Origin of the sequence: Filomicrobium insigne, assembly GCF_900104305.1 — a bacterium.
Lineage (GTDB): Bacteria > Pseudomonadota > Alphaproteobacteria > Rhizobiales > Hyphomicrobiaceae > Filomicrobium > Filomicrobium insigne.
This window is the reverse complement of the sequence record NZ_FNJC01000002.1, coordinates 235,200-255,779: the sequence shown is the minus strand read 5'-3', so window position 1 is coordinate 255,779 and position 20,580 is coordinate 235,200. Positions and strand designations below refer to the sequence as shown.

Genomic DNA, 20,580 nt, shown 5'->3' with positions numbered 1-20,580 from the left:
TCGGTCTGACGATGTTCGGAACTATTATGCAGAGCTTGTATCGGGTTCGAGGAGGCGATGTAGGTGAACAACGAAATAACGCATTTCGGCATTGTCGACTGTGCGTTGGGCGGCGGCCTTCCACGCCGTGTGGGCCTCGGCGTAGTTCGGGTAAATTCCGACGATATCGAGGTTTTTCAGGTCTTTAAACTCAGGCTTATCGAGTGTGCTCACTTCTCCCCCGAAGACGAGGTGTAAAAGTTGCTTCGGCGTAACGGATTTGTCGGCGTTCATTGTCGAGAGATCCTTTGCGCTTGGTTAGATGGGCCACGAAGCCAGTGAGCTTCTTTAAGATTTCTTCCTGCCTGAGCTGCGGGACTTGAGCAAGCCCCGCGGGGATGGGCTGTGAATGTGTTTGCCGCAAATCGGTTCATAACGGAGCGGAGAGCAGCGAATTTTAGAACGTTTCTTTAACTCGGTCTGAAGTGATCCGGTGTATGGTGTGAACATCCACCGCGGAAGACGGTGATGTTCGTCAACAGGACGGCGTAGGTGCGGCACGGGAGAACGCTTTCCCCGTGCCGCATTGCTTTTGGGGCCTTGAATTATAGGTCTAACCCAAGCGCCGCGAGGACGAACTCAGCCAGGATGCCGGCGAAAAATATTACGCCGACAACGCGATTTGCCCTGAACCGTTCAAGGCAATTGTCGCTGTCAGAAATATCCAGCGTTCGAACTTGCCAAATGAAATGTGCCGCTATGATTGCCATTGCGATCAGCGAAGTCGTACCACCCCCAGAAGCGAGAGCGGCTGCCGTCCATAGAATGACGGTCAATGCGAACAAGGCGGCCAGCCAGTTGCGCGTGTGCTCTCCGAAGCGGATAGCGGTAGACTTGAGGCCGAGCATCAGATCGTCCTCCTTGTCTTGGTGTGCGTAAATCGTGTCATAGGCAATGGTCCATGCCACTGATCCCACGTACAGGAGCAATGGGGGCCAAGCGAACGAACCTATCGCTGCCGTCCAGCCGACGAGTGCACCCCAATTAAAGGTTAGTCCGAGCACGAATTGAGGCCAGTAGGTGTAACGCTTTGTGAACGGATAGAGCGCGACGAGTGCAAGCGAAGCGATGCCGGTGGCTACCGTCAACGCATTGAATTGGAGCAAAACGAGCAGGCCGACGAGCGATAAGGCCACGACGAAAACCAAGGCATGGCTCGGGGAGACCTGCCCGGATGGGATTGGGCGTGATCGTGTGCGGGCGACCTGGGCATCGAAATCACGATCGACGTAGTCATTATAGGCGCAGCCAGCGCCGCGCATGACCCAGGCTCCAATAGCGAAGAGCGCAAGGTGCCAAGGATTTGGATAGCTGGCGCCTTCGCTCAGTTCAGCGAGCGCCAGCGACCACCAGCAGGGAAACAGCAGAAGCCACGTCCCGATCGGGCGGTCGGCACGCGCGAGCCGCAGGTAGGGCCTCCACGCGGATGGCGCGTAGCGGTCGACCCAATTGCCCGGAACCGCATCCGCGACCGTCGGGTCTAAGGGAGGAATTTTTCCGGACGTTGCGTTGTTGGGCATGACGTGTGGCTTTCAGGGCAAGGCAAGTGGTGTGCGCCGACTATAGCAATTGTCAATTCGGCGCGGTCTCGGGTATCACCCGCACATGGCAGTACATGATTTCAATGCAGAGCGTCTCTTTGTCGATGCGGCGCTCGCTCCTGGCGCGACCATTACCTGCACCAATGAGCAGGTGAACTACCTCATCAACGTATTGCGGCTCAAGAATGAGGATGAAATTCTCATCTTTAACGGCCGCGACGGGGAATGGCGTGCGGCTGTCAGCGACGCTAGCAAGCGTCGATGCAACTTGATCGTGCACAAACAGGTCCGTCCGCAGGAGAGTGGGGCCGATCTCCACTATGTTTTTGCGCCACTGAAGCGCGCGCGGCTCGACTATATGGTGCAAAAGGCTGTTGAACTCGGTGCCGCGCGGCTCAGACCGGTAATTACACGGCGCACGATTGCTGAGCGGGTCAACCTTGAGCGGATGCGATCCAACGTCATCGAAGCGGCAGAGCAGTGCGGCATCTTGGCGCTGCCGGCCGTTGATGAGCCGGTCAAGTTTTCAGATTTACTCGCGGGGTGGGATGGATCTCGTCGGATCATCTTCTGCGATGAAGCAGCCGAAACGGCCAGCCCACTTGCCGCGCTGCAGAAGATCTCACCGGGACCTGTGGCCGTTTTGGTGGGCCCGGAGGGCGGATTCGATGCCACCGAACGGACTCTTCTTCTGGGACGCTCTGATACAACTGCGATTTCATTGGGCCCAAGAATCATGCGTGCAGACACGGCGGCTGTTGCTGCGTTGAGCCTTGTTAATTCCGTTCTTGGCGACTGGGCCTGAAGTCCGTGCGGCTCAGACCGTGTTCGCAATCTCGTTAACACTGATTGTAGGGCTTGTGCGCGTCGCGGCGCCTCGTCATAACTCGCAGATTCCGACTTCCTATGGCGATGGTTTAAAGCCTGCGCTGGTACGAGGTCTCCTTCGTGCGCTCAGCGGGCGTAAGAATAGAAATGCGGAAGGCCCTTTATGTCGACCCGTCAGGACGCAGCGCCGAGCGAAACGATTAACTCACGCAATGATCTTGTCGCCTGGATTGCTGCCGGCGAAAAGCCGCGTGACGCCTGGAGCATAGGAACCGAACACGAAAAGTTCGTGTTTCATGGAGCGACGCGGCAACCCGTTGCTTACGACGGCGAAACCGGCATCAACGCGCTGATGTCCGGGCTCATGAAGTGCTGCGGATGGGAACCCATTATTGAAGACGGCAACATGATCGCATTGAAACGTGCGATTGGTGAGCCTGGAGCAACGGTCAGTCTCGAACCCGGTGGGCAGTTTGAGCTTTCCGGAGCACCCCTTCGTACCGTTCATGAAACGGCAGCTGAAACGCAGCAGCACCTGGAGCAATGCCACCGTGCCGGCGGGCCGCTCGGACTTGGTTTCCTGGGCCTCGGTTTTGCGCCGACATGGACCTTCGAGGACATGCCGCGGATGCCAAAAAAGCGTTACGGCATCATGACTAGCTATATGCCGAAGGTCGGAACGCGTGGCCTCGACATGATGTATCGGACCGCGACCATCCAGGCCAATCTGGATTTTGGATCCGAAGCGGACATGGTCAAAAAGCTTCGGGTTGCGTTGGCCTGGCAGCCGGTGGCAACGGCATTGTTTGCCTCATCGCCATTCACGGAAGGCAAGCCAAACGGCTTCAAATCAATGCGGAGCGAGATCTGGCGTCATACCGATCCCAATCGTACGGGCATGATGCCGTTCGCTTTCGAAGAGGGCATGGGATACGAGGCCTTTGTCGATTATGCGCTCAAGGTGCCGATGTACTTCGTTTACCGCGACGGACATTACATCGACGTCGCGGGCGCTTCTTTCGCAGATTTTCTCGCTGGTAAGCTTGTCGGCCTGGAGGGCATTCTTCCGACGCTGGATGACTGGTCGGATCATTTAACAACGCTTTTCCCAGAAGCGCGTTTGAAGCGGTTCCTGGAAATGCGGGGCGCAGATGGCGGCCGGGTGGAGATGATCAATGCGCTGCCAGCGCTTTGGTCTGGCCTGCTCTATGACGCTGATGTGCTGGATGCGGCTTGGGACCGCGTTAAAGATTGGACGGCGGACGAGCGTCAGAAACTCCGTGATGAGGTCCCCAGGCTGGCGCTTGAGACGCCCTTCCGTGGCGGACATGTTGCTGACCTTGCGCGTGAGATGGTTGAGTTGGCCGCTAAGGGGCTCGCCAATCGCAATTTCTGCGATTCATCGGGCGCAGATGAACGGCAATATCTGGCGCCTTTAGAAGACATCGTCGATTCGCGTCGTACGGTGGCTGATCAGCTTCTCGAAAAGTATCACGGTGCGTGGGCTGGCGATATTTCGTGGGTCTTTGCTGAGACCGCGATGTAGCCCGTTCGCTTTGATACGGGCGAGGCTAAAGGTTCGCTGTGGGTTGTTGCATCCCCAGGTTGTGTTTGATTGCAAGTTCAGGTCACGTTCATCGAACCTGCGATATGAGTCATCCGCATGGGTGGCGCATTTCATTTTTGGCCTGCAGCTTGGCCGATGCGGTGTTCTTTCAAACCAAGATCTGATGAGGCTCGATTTGACACGACGCGCAATATTCTTGGGGCTCGCGGGGCTTTGCCTTTCAGCCGGGTTGGCGGTTACGGTTGCTAGCTTTGCTGAGACGGCTGCTGCCGATGGCTGCGCCAAATGTCATGAAGAGCACAACAAATGCCGCACCCGACAGGCCTCGCTCGACAGTTCGAAGTGTGACGCGCAGCTCATCAAGTGTCTGCGTTCCTGCAAGCGGAAGTAAGTGGCGTTCCGCGAAATCGATTAGTTTCAAGTGCGTTTAGTTTGTGTTGTCGATTACGACACACAGGCGCCGCGGACCGTGCGCGCCAATGACGATTTTTCCGCCGATGTCGGCAGTGCGGGAAGGCCCTGAAATAAGATTAAGCGTTCGCGGCATACGCCGCTCGCCGAGCAGGTGTCTGAGCCGAACGTAGGCGTCTTCGTAGCTTGCTACGATGTCAGAGCGGCGGACAACGACGATATGTGTATCGGGCAGGAAACAGAGGGTTACGGGATTCTCCGGCCCGGACAGCAATGCGAGTGTGCCCGTCTCGGCAATTCCGCAAAACGCGTGGGATAGGCCGATGTCGTCTTGGGCAGCGGCGGGGCCATGTTGAAGCGCCAGCGTGGGCGCGTCGCGCCATTGCAGTCGTGTGAGCCGCGAATCTGAACCGCAACGTAGTGTTGGTGGGAGAGCGGCTTCTTGCAGGTAGGCCGCGATAGATTGAGGGATCGAACCTTGTGCCTCGATCACGTTCGCTGATTGCCGGCCCAACTCGTATTTGAAGACTTCAATCAGTTCCTGTGTCGGACGTGAGACGCGTTGCAATGGTGGTGCGCTACGCGACGGCTTGGCGACACGGGCTTCGGCGGCTGCTCGGCGCTGAAGCTGTGGTGTTGCGTCAGAGATCGCGGCTCGGACCTTTGCAAGAATCTGATCGCGGCTCATTTGGAGAGCTCCCGCTTGCTCTTGTTCCACAGCTGTTGGAACGTCCGGCCCTGGGGGGCTGGCATATCGCGGTTTTTTGTCCAACCTCCCGCACCGGGCAGATTGCGTACCGCCCCGCGGCTTCCTGCGAGCAGGCGGAGAAACGAGGCCGCGAAGCGAGATGCGAGACGATAGGCCCACGGGCGTTTTGCGAAGGCAGCCCACAGCTTGAGGCCTAGTCGCGCCTGGAACGATGTCTTATTCTGTTCGAATTCGACCTCGCGCCAACGCCGCATCAGGCCGGGAAGCGGGATGCGCATCGGGCAGACGGATTCGCAGCGGCCGCAAAACGTCGACGCGTTGGGTAGGTTCGCAGCTTGTTCGATACCGATGAGGCCTGGCGTTAACACCGCACCGACGGGACCAGGGTAGACCCAACCATAGGCATGCCCTCCGACTGCGCCATAAACAGGGCAATGGTTCATGCATGCACCGCACCGAATGCAGCGTAAAATTTCGCGAAACTGAGATGCCAGCAATTCGCTACGGCCATTGTCTAGCAAGATGACATGGTAGGCTTCGGGGCCGTCAGGATCGCTCGGACGGCGCGGGCCGGTGGAAAAGGTCGTGTAGGCCGTGATGTCCTGGCCTGTTGCTGAGCGCGCGAGAAGGCGAAGCAGTACGGATACGTCTTCGAGCGTTGGAACGACCTTATCGATCGTTGCCAGGACGATGTGCACCTTGGCGAGCGATTGGGTGAGATCGCCGTTGCCTTCATTGGTCACGATGATTGAAGAGCCGGTCTCAGAAATCAGGAAATTCGCGCCCGTTATGCCGACGTCGGCGGTGAGAAATTTCTGGCGCAGGATCTGGCGGGCCTCGTCTACGAGTTCGGCAGGTTCCTTAAGGTCGCGGGAAGGTGGCAGGTCGCTGTGCTCGCGTCGAAAATCAGCTTCGACCTGTCCCTGGGTGAGATGGATCGCCGGTGCGATGATGTGGCTTGGCGTTTCCCCGCGGATTTGCAGGATGTACTCTCCTAGGTCGGTTTCGACGACTTCGAGACCCGCGTTCTGAAGCTCGTGATTTAGGCCGATTTCCTCGGACACCATGGATTTGCCCTTGGTGACGAGTTGCGCGTTCGCCTCCCGGCAAATTTCTAAAATTTTGTCGCAAGCTTCTTGGCCGGTCGCGGCCCAATGCACATGCGCGCCGGCTGCGATGGCATTCTTTTCGTAGATTTCCAGGTATTGATCGAGATGATCCAGCGTGTGGTTGCGGATATCGCGGCCGAGGTCTCTCAGCTCATCGAATTCCGGCAGTCGCGCGCGTGCCGCGGCGCGCTGTGCGACCAAGCCCGTGGGCAGCCCAGCAAGGGCTGTCTGTAGCTGTTCGTCGCCAAGGGCTTCGCGGGCGTTCGCTTTGAAGGTGCGCGTGGTTGGCTGCATGACAGAAGAAAGCTGTCCTAAAGCCCGTCCGCGGGCAACAAGACTTATTGGCTAGCCGGATTAGCGTGAAGGTGCAGCAATTACGGGATCGGATAGTTCTCCGGCAAGCACTTCGGCGATATGACGGCATCCGACGGGTGAGCCTTGTCGGCTCAGTTTACCCGCGATATTCATGAGGCAACCGAGGTCTCCAGCGAGAAGCAGTGGTGCTTGCGATGCACTTATGTTGGTGGTTTTACGTTCAACCATGGCATTGGAGATATCGGGGAATTTGACCGAAAATGTTCCGCCGAATCCACAGCAGGTTTCGCATTCGGCCATTTCGACAAGTTCCAGTCCCTCGACGGATTTCAGCAGGCGACGGGGTTGATCCTTGATGCCTAGTTCGCGCAACCCTGAACAGCTGTCATGGTAGGTGACTGTGCCGGTGTAGGCGCCTGGGACACTGACCATGCCGCGGACGTCGGACAGAAATGAGATCAATTCGTAGACTTTAGCGGCGAATCGCAGGGCGTCGTCGTGTGCCGATGGATCGTCAGCCAAAAGGGACGGATAGTGGGATTTCAGCATGCCCGCGCAGGAGCCCGAGGGCGCGACTACGTAGTCACAGTCCTTAAATGCTTCGATCGTTTGCAGAGCGAGGCTTCTGGCTGTTTTTCGGTCGCCTGAATTATAGGCGGGCTGGCCGCAGCATGTCTGTTCGCGTGGGACAACTATTTTGCAGCCCGTGGCTTCTAAGAGCTTTACAGCCGCAAAGCCTACGCTGGGCCGAAATAGATCGACGAGGCAGGTGACGAACAGGCCAACACATGGCGCTGCCGGCTCGGGTGGGGGGCCCGAAAAGTCGCGGTCACTGGATTGCTGATTCATGGACGTTGGTCGGGTAACGGAGCTGTAATTTCGACCGGCTCCCAAGGTGCGCGGCCAATGATCTCGAATGTTGCGAGGTAGGCGATCAGGTTGCGCCGCGCTTCCGCGTCATTCAACCCGATATAGGCCATCTTGTTTCCGGGAATGAACTTGGTCGGCGCAGAGAGATACTGATCGAGAAGATCACGGGACCAAATCAAACCTTCCTTCCCGGCCTCGTGCATGGCTTTTGAATAGGTATAATCCTCGAGGACGGCGGCAGGTCTGCCTACGATGCCTGTTAAATCGGGGCCAACGCGTGTTCCGGCATCCTGGCCAATGTCATGACATGCCCGGCAATTTTTATAGACAACTGCTCCGCGTGAGATGTTCGGCCCTGGCTGAGAGGTATCGATTGCTACGGATTTCGCGACTGGCAAGGGGATCCATCGCGTGATGGCTAGGGCCGGAGTACAGCAGAGGGCAAAGGTCGCCACACCGATTAGAACGTTGGCGGCCATTTTCAAATGCATGCTGGGTGTTCCTGTCATCTATTCCGGCGTGGACGGCTCGCGCGTCCAATCAACCTCTTATGTCCATTTATGTTCCGGGTCCATTGTTCCGGGAATTCGCTGGTGGGAGCAAGGCCCTAATACGAATTGGGACTGGGTTGATCGGCTGGCGCAATGTAAATTTCTTGCTATCCTCAGGGTGTGGTAAACTTGCTGCCTGCGTGTGTGCGTGCAAAAATTAATACGCCGCGTCGTTCGACGCGATGGCAGGCCGCTCTCACAAGGATTTTCAGGGGACAGAAGTCGATCGGCGCAATTCCGATCGCGGAGACTTACGCATGACTCATTTGCAGATGCCTACGCCGGATGCTTCCGTGCTGGGGCGATCGCAGCAGATCATTAAGGACCTTACCGCTCTTGCTGGTGCGGAGGCGGTCATTGCCGATGAGGAAGGCCGGCGGACCTTCGAAACGGATGGTCTTACCGCCTACCGGTGCATGCCGCTGGCCGTTGTACTCCCCACGACGACCGAGGAAGTGTCCCGCATTCTCAAATATTGCCATCGTGAAGGGATCAAGGTTGTTGCGCGTGGAGCCGGGACATCCCTGTGCGGAGGAGCGCTTCCGGTGGAAGACGCGGTTGTTGTCGGTGTATCGCGGATGAACCGGGTTCTGGAGATTGACTACGACAACCGCTTCATACGTGTGGAAACTGGTATTACCAACCTTGGCATTTCCGGTGCTGTTTCTGCTGAGGGGTTCTTTTATGCCCCGGACCCGTCGAGCCAGTTGGCGTGCACGCTCGCAGGCAACCTGGGCATGAACTCCGGTGGGGCGCACTGCCTTAAGTACGGTGTGACAACCAACAATGTCCTTGGCCTCAAGGTTGTGCTCATGGACGGAGAAGTCATAGAGCTGGGTGGCGGGCATCTTGATGCCGAAGGTTATGACCTTATGGGCCTTATGATCGGTTCTGAGGGGCAGTTCGGTATCGTCACTGAAGCGACAGTGCGGATTCTGAAAGCCGCGGAAGGTGCGCGGCCAATGCTGATGGGCTTTGGTTCAAGCGAAGCGGCTGGCGCGTGTGTCGCCGGTATTATCGGTGCTGGCATCGTTCCGGTGGCTATGGAATTCATGGACAAGCCGGCCATTGAGGTTTGCGAAGCCTTTGCGAAGGCTGGCTATCCGCTTGATGTCGAGGCGTTACTCATCATCGAGGTTGAGGGTTCGGATGATGAGATTTCGGAAATGCTGGGGCGTATTCAAGCAATCGCGGAGCCTTTTGGTCCCACAAGCATCCTGATCAGTCAAAGCGCAGAGCAAAGCGCGAAAATTTGGAAGGGACGCAAGTCCGCGTTCGGCGCCATTGGTCGAATCTCGGATTATTACTGTATGGATGGGACTATTCCACTTTCGCGGCTTCCCGATGTTCTCCGACGCATTGGCGAAATTTGCGAGGGACATGGTCTGAAGGTCGCCAACATCTTCCATGCTGGCGACGGCAATCTGCATCCGCTCATTTTGTATGATGCCAATGACCCAAGTTCTTCGGAACGCGCAGAGCTTGCTGGCGCCGATATTCTCAGGCTCTGCGTAGAGGTAGGTGGATGTCTTACAGGCGAGCACGGCGTCGGCGTCGAAAAACGCGATTTGATGAACGATCAATTCAGCGCGACCGACCTAACGGTGCAGATCCGCGTCAAGACCGTGTTTGACCCCAAGTGGTTGCTGAATCCGGGCAAAGTATTTCCGTTGAACGACACTCAGCAGGCCAAAGACGTTGCATGACCGGTCACCCTCTTAAGAGGCGCCCGGTTTGAGGAGACCCCATTGAGTAAATTGATGCGACCCGCCGCCGGCTGGGAACTGCAGAACATGCTCTTACCGATGATCGATCGGCAGATGTCGGTGGAAATCGTCGGATCCGGCTCGAAGCGGGCTATTGGCCGGCCGTTCCAGGCTGCGGCTCAGCTCACGACCGCTGCGATGCAAGGGATTTGGCTCTACGAGCCGACGGAGCTTGTGATGTCGGCTCAGGCCGGTACGCCGTTGGCTCAGGTTGAGGCCACCTTGGCATCTAACGGACAGATGTTGTCATTCGAGCCTATTGATCTTGGCCCTACGACCGGAGGACCGCGCGGCACGCAGACCATCGGTTCAATCTTCGCTTCCAATTCCTCGGGTAGCCGTCGGATTACCGCGGGGGCGGCTCGCGACAACCTGTTGGGTATCGAGGCGGTGAATGGCCGTGCCGAGTTGTTCCACGCGGGTGGCCGCGTGATGAAGAACGTTACCGGTGTCGATCTTTGCAGGGGATTGGCGGGGAGTTGGGGCACGTTAGCGGTGCTGACCGCGGTTACGTTCAAGGTTCTGCCATGGCCTGAGGCGGCGGCAACATTAGTCTATTTCGGTTTGCCTGATGATATCGGCACTGAAGTCATGTGTGCCGCGATGCGGCTGCCTTATGAGGTGTCGGGCGCAGTGCATCTGTCGCAAGCGTTAGCGCGTCGCTTGGAACACGAAGGGCTTCGACGTCAGGGCCGCTCGATTACAGCGCTGCGCATCGAGAATTTCCGCAGTTCAATCGGTTACCGTTCGGAAGCGCTAAAAGATGCGCTCAAAGTTTATGGCGATCCGGCTGTTCTAGATACGACGGATTCTTTGAGCTTTTGGGGCGAGCTACGTCATCTGTCTGTGATGCCCTACAATCGCGACACGTGCTTGTGGCGCATCTCCACAGCTCCGACGGCTGGGCCTAAAGTTGTCGCCGCGATCAAGCGCCATATGCCGGCAGAGGCCTATTATGACTGGTCAGGCGGGTTGATCTGGGTCGAAGTGCCTGCAAGTGCCGATGCAGGCGCGTCTGATATTCGCCGGGCGGTAGCCGTGAATGGCGGACACGCCACGCTGATCCGTGCCGAGCCGGAGGTTCGGGCCTCAGTGGAAGTCTTTCAGCCGCAAGCTCCGGCGGTGGAGAAACTGATGCGTGGGTTGAAGGATGCCTTTGATCCCTATCGCGTGCTCAATCCCGGGCGTATGTACGCGAGCTTCTAATCGATAAGCCGGTTAAACCGGAAGCAGGACGAACGTAATGCAAACTAATTTCAGCGCGCAGCAGTTGAGCGACCCGCGAATTGCGGAGGCGGAACGCATATTGCGGCGTTGCGTGCATTGCGGGTTTTGTACGGCTGTGTGCTCGACCTACGTGGTTCTGGGAGATGAGCGCGATTCACCGCGCGGTCGTATCTATCTTATCAAGGATATGCTTGAGCAGAACCGGGATGCGGGTGCGCAAGTCCAGCATCACATTGACCGCTGTCTGTCGTGCCTTTCCTGCATGACGACGTGTCCGAGCGGTGTGGACTACATGCATCTCGTCGATATGGCACGCGTGCACATCAACGAGACTGGCACACGGACGCCGAAAGATCGGGCAATGCGCTGGCTTCTGTCCCGCGTCATTCCTTACCCCGACCGTTTCCGGCTTGCGTTGAAATTGGTTCCGTTGGGACGTCCGTTCGTCAACGTGATGCGGAAACTGGGCCTGAAGGAACTCGCCTCCATGATTGAGCTGGCACCTCAGTCGATTCCGCCGGCTCCGCGTTATGAGGGGCCCGGCACGGCTGCGACGGATGCCAAGCGGCGCGCGCGGGTCATCATGATGGCAGGCTGCGCACAACAGGTTTTGCGGCCAGATATCAACGATGCGACGATCCGCTTGCTGGCACGACGTGGTGTTGATGTTGTTGTTGCCAACGGCGCTGGTTGCTGCGGCTCTCTGGTCCATCACATGGGTCAGGAAGAGCAGGCTCTGGAACAGGCACGGCGCAACGTCGATGCCTGGCTACACGAAATGGAAAAGGCCCCGGTTGATGCGATCATCATCAATGCGTCGGGTTGTGGCACGACTGTTAAGGACTATGGGCACATGCTGCGCCATGATCCGGAGTACGCCGAAAAGGCCAAACGCATTTCGGAGATGACGCGGGATATCACGGAGTTTCTTTCCGGATATGAACTGGGTCCACCCAAGCGCTATTCATCTTTGCGGGTGGCGTATCATTCGGCCTGTTCGATGCAGCACGGTCAGCGTATTACGGATGAGCCGAAAGAGTTGCTGGTCAAGGCAGGCTATACGGTGACTGACATTGCCGAAGGCCACATCTGCTGTGGCTCGGCGGGCGTCTATAACATTCTGCAGCCGGAGATTGCCGGGCAGCTTCGCGAGCGTAAGGTCAAGAACATCCGAAACGCGAAGCCGGACCTTGTGGCGACGGGCAATATTGGCTGCATCTCGCAACTCGAAAAAGGTATGGATATCCCCATTGCGCATACCGTCGAATTGTTGGATTGGGCGTTTGGCGGCCCCGTGCCGCGTGGGCTTGAAGGACTTGCCAAATTCGTCTCTGATGTGCCTGAGCCGCCGCGCTATGTACCCGATGATTACCTGGAGGCGGACGCGCAATAGGTTGCGTTACAACGAAGCTTCAGCCATTTTCGTCGTACTGCTGTCGTCAAATTACGGCTGATTACATCAGCCTGTGCGATGTCGCGTTGAACACGTCTTACCTCTGTCATCTGCCCAAGCGTTTTTCTGTATGAACTTTCACCAGCCGGCTTCCGACAAGCGCTGCACTTCGGCGCGTTTGTTTTTCGATGCTGGGCGCGTAGTTATGTTTGAGACCTTGGGAGCGTTGATGAGCCCGCGTGCGAACCGGTTTACTTGTTTTTTTGATGGTTCTCGTTGTGGGACGTGCGGCGCCGCGAGGAAGCCGTGATGAAGATTACGATCCCAGACTTCTGTCTTGTTGTTGTGATAGCTGCTCCAGGGTCTGGGCCATCGGGGTTTGTACGGAGCCAGTTCGGGCTTTCGGAGGTTGTCTCGGTTGAGGACGGTCTCCTCCCGGGTGGCGTACTTCCTGAAAGCATCGAACAGTTTCTCGACACACGACTGCAACGACGCTGTTTGACGGTCGTTGAGGCTCGCAACGCTCTGCAGCGGGACGAGCGGGCCATGCTGATTCACATTGCCAAATCCCACTATGCGCAAACGGTCGCCATCGTGCTCGCGCCGGAAGATGACGACCAGGTGGTGAAGCAGGTTCAGCTTCTGCAGCGAAGCCTTCCTCAGATCAGCAAGGAAAGCTTCTTGGACGTTCATGTCTTACGTTCACAGGAAGAGATCGCTAACGCTTGCGTTGAGCGCGTGCCAACTCGCACCGATAATCGTGGTGAGCACGGTCCGTTCGATATCATCGGTGATGTGCATGGGTGTGTGGATGAGCTTATCGGCTTGATGAGCAAACTCGGCTACACCATCGAAATTACTGGTGGAGGAAGAGACCGTCGCATCGTGTCACGCACGCCTGCGGGGCGGCGTGCGATCTTTGTGGGTGATCTGGTCGATCGTGGGCCGGCATCGCCGGATGTGCTCCGCATCGTCATGCATATGGTCGCACAGGGGCAGGCCTTGGCCGTCCCAGGCAATCACGACGTGAAACTGTTGCGCTGGCTCAACGGACGCAACGTCAAGCCGGGGCACGGCATTGCTCAAACCATCAGTCAGCTTGAAGTCGAGCAGGACGAGTTTCGTGATGAGGTCCGCGACTTTATTGACGGGCTCGTAAGCCACTTGTGGTTGGAGAACGGCAGACTGACGGTGGCTCACGCAGGCATCAAAGAAGAGATGATGGGGCGTGTCAGTGGAGCAGTTCGCGAGTTTTGTCTGTATGGCGAGACGAGTGGGGAGACCGATGAATTCGGTTTGCCCATTCGCTATCACTGGGCTGCGGAATATCGCGGCGAGACGACCATTGTTTACGGCCACACGCCTGTTCCAGAAGCCGACTGGCTCAACAACACGTTGTGCGTGGACACGGGGTGCGTCTTCGGCGGTAAGCTGACGGCTCTCAGGTGGCCGGAGCGTCAAATCGTGTCGATCCCCGCCGCCAGGGCTTATGCGACGCCGATCCGTCCCTTCGCGCATCCGCCTCTGCGGCCTGGGTATTCACCTGAAGCCTAAGAGGGGCGCGTGCTTTGAGCGACGTGTTTGGTGAATCTCGGCCTAATTTTCCCCGTGTAGGCGAGAATTGGGCTAGCTAAGGCGAGCGCTAGGCCGCCTGCGGCTTTGCGCCATGCGGCGAGCCGTGATAAGCGAAGCCGCGATTGTAACCGTCGGTTTCCCTCCGCCTGCGCACCGATCCCCAGTCTCCAAGGTCTGAAGTCTTCAGAGTTGCGAGTGGGCATGATCGGCACGCCTTTGTTCGTCTTCTCTTGAGGGGCGGGCAATGTCTGGCGCGGTGGGAGCGGGAAGTTGATGCAACCAATTGGAAACCGAAGAGCTAATTTCTTCTCATGGCCAAGAAAATTAAAGATAACCGCCCTGGCGCACGTCTGCCGAAGGGGCTTCGTGACATCGAAGCCGCTGAAATCCGGGCGCAGAATGCGATGCTGGCCAGCATCCGCAAGGTTTATGAGAACTATGGGTTCGAGCCGCTAGAGACGCCTGCGTTCGAATATACGGATGCGCTGGGTAAGTTCCTGCCGGATAGCGACCGGCCGAACGAAGGGGTCTTCTCGCTCCAGGATGAAGACGAGCAGTGGCTCAGCCTGCGGTATGACATGACGGCACCGCTGGCTCGCTACGTTGCCGAGAATTTCGACCGCCTGCCGAAGCCGTTCCGTCGTTATGCCACGGGGCCGGTCTGGCGCAACGAAAAGCCGGGTCCGGGCCGGTTCCGCCAATTCACGCAATTTGATGCCGACACCGTTGGGACCGAAAGCGTCGCGGCAGATGCCGAGATGTGCATGCTCGCTGCGGATACGCTGGAAGCGTTGGGCGTCCCGCGCGGTAATTTCCTCATCAAGGTAAATAACCGCAAGGTTCTGGACGGCATTATGGAAGCTGCGGGAATTGCGGGTGAGGAGAATGCCGGACGCCGTCTGACGGTGTTGCGGGCGATCGACAAGTTGGACCGTCTGGGATTGGCCGGTGTCGAACAGCTTCTGGGCGAAGGTCGCCTCGATGAGTCGGGCGACTACACGAAGGGTGCTGGCCTTAGTAAGGACGCGATCTCAGCGATCAGAGCGTTTGTTGTGCCGGCAAAAGATGGACAAGATCCCTTCGCCGAACTCGATGGACTTCTCAAGAACAGCGAAATCGGTCAGGAGGGGCGTGCAGAGCTGGCGCAAATCGCAGAGCTCATCTCTGCGGCGGGCTATTCGGATCGGGTGAAGATTGATCCGTCTGTCGTGCGGGGGCTCGAATATTATACAGGGCCGGTTTTTGAGGCGGAGCTCACGTTTGAAGTGACGGGTGATGATGGCAAGCCCGTCCGCTTCGGGTCTGTCGGCGGCGGTGGTCGCTATGACGACCTTGTTGCGCGTTTTACCGGGAAGACAGTTCCTGCGACCGGCTTTTCCCTTGGCGTCTCTCGCTTACAAGCGGCGCTCAACGCGCTGGGCCGCGGAGCTGAAGGCGATGTGCCCGGCCCCGTCGTCGTGCTTGTTATGGATCGTGACCGCCTCTCGGATTATCAGGCGCTGACGCAACGTCTTAGAAGCGCTGGTATCCGCGCCGAGATGTATCTCGGGACGTCGGGCATGAAGGCGCAGATGAAGTATGCCGACAAGCGCGGTAGTCCTTGCGTCGTGATCCAGGGATCGGATGAGCGCGAAAAGGGCGAGGTCCAAATCAAGGACCTGATCGAAGGTGCGCTCGCGGCGCAATCGATTGCTGACAATAAAGAATGGAAAGAAGCGCGTCCGGCGCAATTCTCCGTTAGCGAGGTTGCCTTGGAAGAGGAAGTGCGCAAGGTGCTGGCGCGGCACTTTCCTCAAAGCGATTGATCGCCATCCGATGTCCTGTAACGAGAAAAAATAAAGCCGGTCGACAATGGTCGCAGAGACAGCACGCGAATTCGAAGCTCTCGAAGAGCAGGCCAGAACGCTCCTTGGGGTGTTTATCAAGGCGGGGCACGAGGCCGTCGCACCTGCGGTTATTCAGCCGGCCGACGTCTATCTCGATGTGATCGGAGAGTCGCTGAGAGGGCGAAGCTATGTGTTCCTAGATCCCGATGGCGATGAACTTTGCCTACGGCCTGATCTTACGGTGCCGACATGTCGGCTGCACATCGAGCGCCATCGGAATGGCGATCGTCCGGCAAAGTATTGCTACAACGGTACGGCATTTCGGTTTCAGCCAGTGGGCGCGGGTGCTGCACATCCCCGCGAGTTCCGGCAGGCGGGTATCGAGTCATTCGGTATTGCCGATCGCGAGAAAGCGGATGCCGCGACCTTGGCTCTCGTGTTCGAGGGCCTGCGCACGGCGGGTCTGAAAGACTTCAAGCTCCGGATCGGCGATCTTGGGCTATTCCGTGCTCTTCTCGAGGCGGCTGACATGCCGGCGCGGTGGCGGCAGCGCCTTATGCACCAGTTCTGGCGTCCGGACGCCTTTCGTACGGAGCTGATGCGCTTGACGCAATCGCCCGCCGACACGCCAGGCGGGGTGCCGAATGAGCTTCTGGCTCAGCTCGATCCCGAGAAGCCGGATGAGGCTGTCCAGCTTGTGTCGAATTATCTCGATTCCGAAGATATTGAGATCGTTGGAGCACGGACCGTCGGGGAGGTCACGGACAACCTTCTGATGGTGGTGGCGGATCAGCGTGCCGAACCCTTGTCTCCACGCACGGCGGCTTTGATCAGCAGTTATATCGGTGTGACGGCGCCTGCGCGTGCTGCGGGTGCTCGGCTCAAGGATCTAATGGGCAGTGAGGGCGTTGATATTTCGGATGCGCTCGATGCTTATCACCGACGCCTGCAATTGTTGACCGAAGCGGGTGTTGACGTCGTTCATGCAGATTTTTCTGCCGAGTTCGGCCGGACGCTTGAGTACTACACCGGTTTCGTTTTCGAGGTCATAGTCCCGATGCTTGGGGAGGCGAGCCCGGTTGCCGGTGGCGGTCGATATGACAAGCTCATTCGTATGTGTGGGGCGCCGCACGATGTGCCGGCTGTTGGTGGCGCGGTTCATACAGAACGCTTGTTGGCCGCGGTGCGGGGGTAGGCCATGGGTAAAGAAGGCGAGGCTTTGACTACACGCTTGCAGATTGCGCTGCCCTCAAAGGGGCGGCTCATGGAGCAGACCCTGGAGCTATTCCGCGAGAGCGGGCTCAATGTGCGCAAGACCGGCAATGAGCGCGGTTATCGCGGAGAGATTGAAGGGTTTGCTAACGTAGATGTCGCGTTCGTGTCAGCTTCAGAAATTGCGGCGAACCTCAAATCCGGCAAGGCGCATTTGGGCGTTACCGGGGAAGATCTCGTTCGCGAGCGGATTTCCGATTGGAAAACACGCGTCGAGCTTCTTAAGCCGTTAGGCTTCGGTTTCGCCGATGTCGTTGTTGCTGTTCCTCAATGCTGGCTCGACGTTTCCACTATGGCGGATCTGGATGAGATTGCGGGTGGGTTTCGGGAAAGTCACGGCCGTTGGTTCCGCGTCGCTACGAAGTATGTGAATCTGACGCGTCGTTTTTTCTCCGCGAAGGGCTTCACCGACTACCGCATTGTCGAGAGTCTTGGGGCGACGGAAGGCACGCCTGCGGCTGGAAGCGCGGACCTCATTGTCGATATCACGTCGACAGGCACAACGCTTCGCGCGAACGGCCTGAAGATTCTTGACGACGGGGTCATTTTGAAATCCCAGGCGAACTTTGTTGCCTCGAATGTTGCCCAGTGGACGCCTAGTACGCGCCAAGCGCAAAATGAGATTATGGCCAGGCTGGAAGCGTAAGCATTAAGCGCGTGGGTTCAGGCAAGTTCTGCCAGAATACATTTCAGGACACCGTAATCGTAGCGGCTGTCGAGCGCTGCATAGGCTGGTCCGAGCTTGCCTGTTTCCAGTGTGTCGAGACGGTCAAAGACGGCGTGGATCTCATCGATATCCGATGCGTCGAGCTCAAGTACGTCTTCGGCAGTCAGCAGTCCGGCTTCGATGGCGTCTGCGAAATGGCCGTGTACGGTCGCTAGTTCAATCTTGCGCTCAGCGGCAATCGCTTCTGGGGCGAGCCCCTGAATATGCAAGGCCAATGTTGCGTTGACGCTGGCACCCAGCCTGTTTTGCAGCATGGGATGGGGTTGGAAATTTGTAATTGTCTGGATCAAGGCGTCACCGTAGCGGCGTATCTTGCTGGCTCCAAGGCCGGTGATGTTATTGAGAGCGTCGAGCGTTGCCGGTTTTAATTGTGCGAGTTCGGCCAACGTACGGTCATGACAGATGACGTAAGGGGGCACTTTAGCCGCGCTGGCTAGGCGTATGCGCAGTGCCTTGAGCGCTTCAAACAACGGCTGGTCCGTTTCGGAGACCGTGAGCTTCGGTGCGCCTTGGCTGCTTCGAGATTTCGCTCGTGGTCGTGCGGGAGCTGCCGCGCGCATCAGGAACGTTTGGTCGCCGCGCAATAACGGACGCGCCTTGTCTGTGAGGGCCAAGGTCCCACGTCCTTCTTCGTCGCCGGTTAACAAGCCGGCAGCGACGAGTTGACGAAACAGGCCGCGCCATTCTGTAGCGTCCACATCTTTGCCGATCCCGAACACGGAGAGCTTGTCGTGAGAGAGCCGAATTGCGCGCTCTTCGGCTTTGCCTGAGAGGATGTCGATCAGGTAGCCAACACCGAATCTTTGGCCGGTGCGGTAGACGGTCGAGAGGGCCTTCTGCGCGAGAACGGTGCCGTCCGTGGTTGCTGGGGGCTCCAAACAGTTGTCGCAGTTTCCGCAGGGCTCGCTCAGCGTCTCTCCGAAATAGGAGAGCAGCGCTTGCCGGCGGCAACCAGGGCTTTCGGCCAACCCAATCAGCGCGTCCAACTTTCCCCGTTGAACTTGTTTGAAAGCCTCCGAGCCTTCACTCGCCGCGATCCATTGGCGTTGCTGGATGATATCTTGCAGACCGTAAGCCAGCCACGCGTTGGCAGGTTCTCCGTCGCGGCCAGCGCGGCCGGTTTCCTGATAATAGGCTTCGATGGATTTCGGCAGGCTGAGGTGGCCGACAAACCTGACGTCAGGTTTGTCGATCCCCATGCCAAAGGCGATGGTGGCGACAATGATAAGGCCATCTTCATTGAGGAAGCGCGATTGAGCACTGGCGCGTGTCTCGGCCGGCAGGCCCGCATGGTATGCGAGCGCTTCGCGGCCCTTACGCTGAAGCCACGCGGCGGTCTCTTCCACGGCACGGCGCGATAGGCAATAGACGACGCCGGCATCTTTTGGGTGTTCGGATTCGATGAAATTCCAGAGCCGTTCGCGAGCGCTGACCGAGCCAATTTCGGCGATACGGTAGCGGATGTTTGGGCGATCGAAGCTGGCGATGTAACGATCGGCCTTTTCTAGACGAAGCTCAGTGATGATTTCGTCGCGTGTGCGCTCGTCCGCCGTGGCCGTTAATGCGATACGGGGCACATTCGGGAACCGCTCGGCCAACACTTTGAGCTGGCGATATTCGGGGCGGAAGTCATGACCCCACTGTGAGACGCAGTGCGCTTCATCGATTGCGAAGAGGGCAATGTCGGCGCGTTCGAGAAGGGTGAGCGTACGGTCCTGAAGCAGGCGCTCCGGCGCAACATACAGAAGATCGAGTTCGCCTCGCGAAATGGAGGCCGCAATTTCGCGTTGTTCGGCAGAAGTTTGGGTCGAATTGAGGTAAGCGGCGTTAACGCCCAGGATCTTAAGGGCGTCAACCTGATCCTGCATGAGAGCGATGAGGGGCGAGACGACGACGCCCGTTCCGTTACGTGCCAATGCCGGGATCTGGTAGCATAGTGACTTGCCACCGCCCGTAGGCATGAGGGCCAGAACATCCCCACCGTTCAGCAACGTCCCGATGATCGCATTCTGGTGCGAACGGAAGTGCTTATAGCCGAACACATCTTCGAGGATGCGTTGCGCAGAGTCCATGTCGGGTGCATGAAGCGTTGATTTTGCGCTGGTGTGGGCGACAACCATGGGACTCGCAAAGGCGGGAGGTTCGGGATCGGAACCGATGGTGTACGCGATTCCGTCTCGCTATGAGATGCAACAAGCCGCTCCAGCTGTGGAACAAACATCGCGTAGTGCCTCAATTCCCGCCGTTTTTTCGCTTCAGGAGTAGCTGAGGGGAATTCAGTCGCGGTTCACATTGGCCGTTGTACTCTTGCCCATAACGAGGTGTTGCATGCTGGCATCAGTCGCCGCTGAGCTTATCAATGGAGCTGCCTTCAGCGCGTTTTGGTGGAGAAACGGGTTAGATTGGGCCACTCCGGTCAGCGATAAGAGCGAATGATGTACGGCAACACCGAGGAGTTCGTAGTGAACTCCACTATTACAACGACCGGGCGAGGATCACGGGATATGACTTTGGTTCGGATGACGACTGCATTTGTGATGAGTGCTATTGCGGCGGGGACGATGCTGTTACCAGCTGCCGCGCAGGCGCAGTCGAGCTGCAAATGGTATGCGGCAACTGCACTTAAGCAACAGCAGGAAAACGAACGGTTGAGGTGTGGTTTTACCGGCCCGGCTTGGCATTCCAACGTGCCTGAGCACATGCAATGGTGCGCCAGCGTTTCGCCGTCAGCGATGAAAGAATCGGCGCAACAGCGTGACAAGATGCTGGCGGACTGCGCAAAACGATGATCGCATATATGTGAGACTTGGCGCCGTCACTGACGCCAGGATGGGAGTAAACACTCTTATTTCTC

17 protein-coding genes are annotated in these 20,580 nt (G+C 57.8%); 10 read left to right on the top strand and 7 right to left on the bottom strand.

The genetic code is table 11. From position 1 onward, the window contains the following. Positions 1-24 precede the first annotated feature (24 nt). Together BLS30_RS07195 and ubiA are read right to left on the bottom strand one after the other, a co-directional pair. Positions 25-273 (bottom strand): DUF4170 domain-containing protein, encoded by a 249-nt coding sequence (locus tag BLS30_RS07195; protein ID WP_090227734.1) that lies wholly within the window; start codon positions 271-273, stop codon positions 25-27. A 311-nt stretch (positions 274-584) separates the two neighbouring features. Beyond that, positions 585-1,559: a 4-hydroxybenzoate octaprenyltransferase gene (gene ubiA, locus BLS30_RS07190; protein WP_090227733.1), complete on the bottom strand. Its 975-nt coding sequence runs from the start codon at positions 1,557-1,559 to the stop codon at positions 585-587. Positions 1,560-1,644: 85 nt separating this feature from the next. On the opposite strand from ubiA, the gene BLS30_RS07185 reads away from it, so the two are divergent. Both BLS30_RS07185 and BLS30_RS07180 read left to right on the top strand, forming a co-directional pair. Beyond that, positions 1,645-2,385, top strand: coding sequence for a 16S rRNA (uracil(1498)-N(3))-methyltransferase (locus tag BLS30_RS07185; RefSeq protein ID WP_090227729.1), 741 nt, complete (start codon positions 1,645-1,647; stop codon positions 2,383-2,385). 186 nt (positions 2,386-2,571) lie between these two features. Further along, complete coding sequence (locus BLS30_RS07180) at positions 2,572-3,954, top strand: glutamate--cysteine ligase (protein ID WP_046475517.1); 1,383 nt, start codon at positions 2,572-2,574, stop codon at positions 3,952-3,954. Positions 3,955-4,402: 448 nt separating this feature from the next. On the opposite strand, the gene BLS30_RS07170 is transcribed toward BLS30_RS07180, so the two are convergent. The 4 genes from BLS30_RS07170 to BLS30_RS07155 are packed head-to-tail and all read right to left on the bottom strand — an operon-like array spanning position 4,403 to position 7,880. Continuing rightward, positions 4,403-5,074 carry a LutC/YkgG family protein gene (locus BLS30_RS07170; RefSeq protein WP_090227727.1) on the bottom strand — a complete coding sequence of 224 codons (672 nt, stop codon included), beginning with the start codon at positions 5,072-5,074 and terminating at the stop codon, positions 4,403-4,405. Then, positions 5,071-6,498 (bottom strand): LutB/LldF family L-lactate oxidation iron-sulfur protein, encoded by a 1,428-nt coding sequence (locus BLS30_RS07165; RefSeq protein ID WP_046475528.1) that lies wholly within the window; start codon positions 6,496-6,498, stop codon positions 5,071-5,073. Before BLS30_RS07165 ends, BLS30_RS07170 begins: the two co-directional genes overlap by 4 nt. A 60-nt stretch (positions 6,499-6,558) precedes the next feature. After that, complete coding sequence (locus BLS30_RS07160) at positions 6,559-7,368, bottom strand: (Fe-S)-binding protein (protein ID WP_082100926.1); 810 nt, start codon at positions 7,366-7,368, stop codon at positions 6,559-6,561. Then, positions 7,365-7,880 (bottom strand): c-type cytochrome, encoded by a 516-nt coding sequence (locus BLS30_RS07155; RefSeq protein WP_076605264.1) that lies wholly within the window; start codon positions 7,878-7,880, stop codon positions 7,365-7,367. Before BLS30_RS07155 ends, BLS30_RS07160 begins: the two co-directional genes overlap by 4 nt. Before the next feature lie 317 nt (positions 7,881-8,197). Here BLS30_RS07155 and BLS30_RS07150 point away from each other — a divergent pair, with 317 nt between their 5' ends. From BLS30_RS07150 to hisG, 7 genes are all read left to right on the top strand, one after another. Next, complete coding sequence (locus BLS30_RS07150) at positions 8,198-9,646, top strand: FAD-binding oxidoreductase (protein WP_090228527.1); 1,449 nt, start codon at positions 8,198-8,200, stop codon at positions 9,644-9,646. Between the two features lie 42 nt (positions 9,647-9,688). Continuing rightward, a complete protein-coding gene (locus tag BLS30_RS07145) occupies positions 9,689-10,912 on the top strand; it encodes an FAD-binding protein (protein ID WP_090227724.1) in 1,224 nt (407 codons plus the stop codon). A 37-nt stretch (positions 10,913-10,949) separates the two neighbouring features. Beyond that, positions 10,950-12,326 carry a glycolate oxidase subunit GlcF gene (gene glcF / locus BLS30_RS07140; RefSeq protein WP_046475537.1) on the top strand — a complete coding sequence of 459 codons (1,377 nt, stop codon included), beginning with the start codon at positions 10,950-10,952 and terminating at the stop codon, positions 12,324-12,326. A gap of 309 nt (positions 12,327-12,635) precedes the next feature. After that, the gene (locus tag BLS30_RS07135; protein ID WP_090227722.1) at positions 12,636-13,880 is read left to right on the top strand and encodes a metallophosphoesterase; all 1,245 of its coding nucleotides are present in this window, start codon (positions 12,636-12,638) and stop codon (positions 13,878-13,880) included. Between the two features lie 332 nt (positions 13,881-14,212). Then, positions 14,213-15,706, top strand: a complete 1,494-nt coding sequence (hisS, locus tag BLS30_RS07130; protein WP_090227719.1) for a histidine--tRNA ligase — start codon at positions 14,213-14,215, stop codon at positions 15,704-15,706. Positions 15,707-15,752: 46 nt separating this feature from the next. Beyond that, positions 15,753-16,922: an ATP phosphoribosyltransferase regulatory subunit gene (locus tag BLS30_RS07125; protein WP_046475546.1), complete on the top strand. Its 1,170-nt coding sequence runs from the start codon at positions 15,753-15,755 to the stop codon at positions 16,920-16,922. Positions 16,923-16,925: 3 nt separating this feature from the next. After that, the gene (gene hisG, locus BLS30_RS07120) at positions 16,926-17,645 is read left to right on the top strand and encodes an ATP phosphoribosyltransferase (RefSeq protein ID WP_046475551.1); all 720 of its coding nucleotides are present in this window, start codon (positions 16,926-16,928) and stop codon (positions 17,643-17,645) included. A 17-nt stretch (positions 17,646-17,662) separates the two neighbouring features. On the opposite strand, the gene recQ is transcribed toward hisG, so the two are convergent. Next, positions 17,663-19,846 carry a DNA helicase RecQ gene (recQ, locus tag BLS30_RS07115; protein WP_210184019.1) on the bottom strand — a complete coding sequence of 728 codons (2,184 nt, stop codon included), beginning with the start codon at positions 19,844-19,846 and terminating at the stop codon, positions 17,663-17,665. Positions 19,847-20,158: 312 nt separating this feature from the next. On the opposite strand from recQ, the gene BLS30_RS07110 reads away from it, so the two are divergent. Then, positions 20,159-20,515, top strand: coding sequence for a hypothetical protein (locus BLS30_RS07110; protein ID WP_090227717.1), 357 nt, complete (start codon positions 20,159-20,161; stop codon positions 20,513-20,515). Positions 20,516-20,580 lie beyond the last annotated feature (65 nt).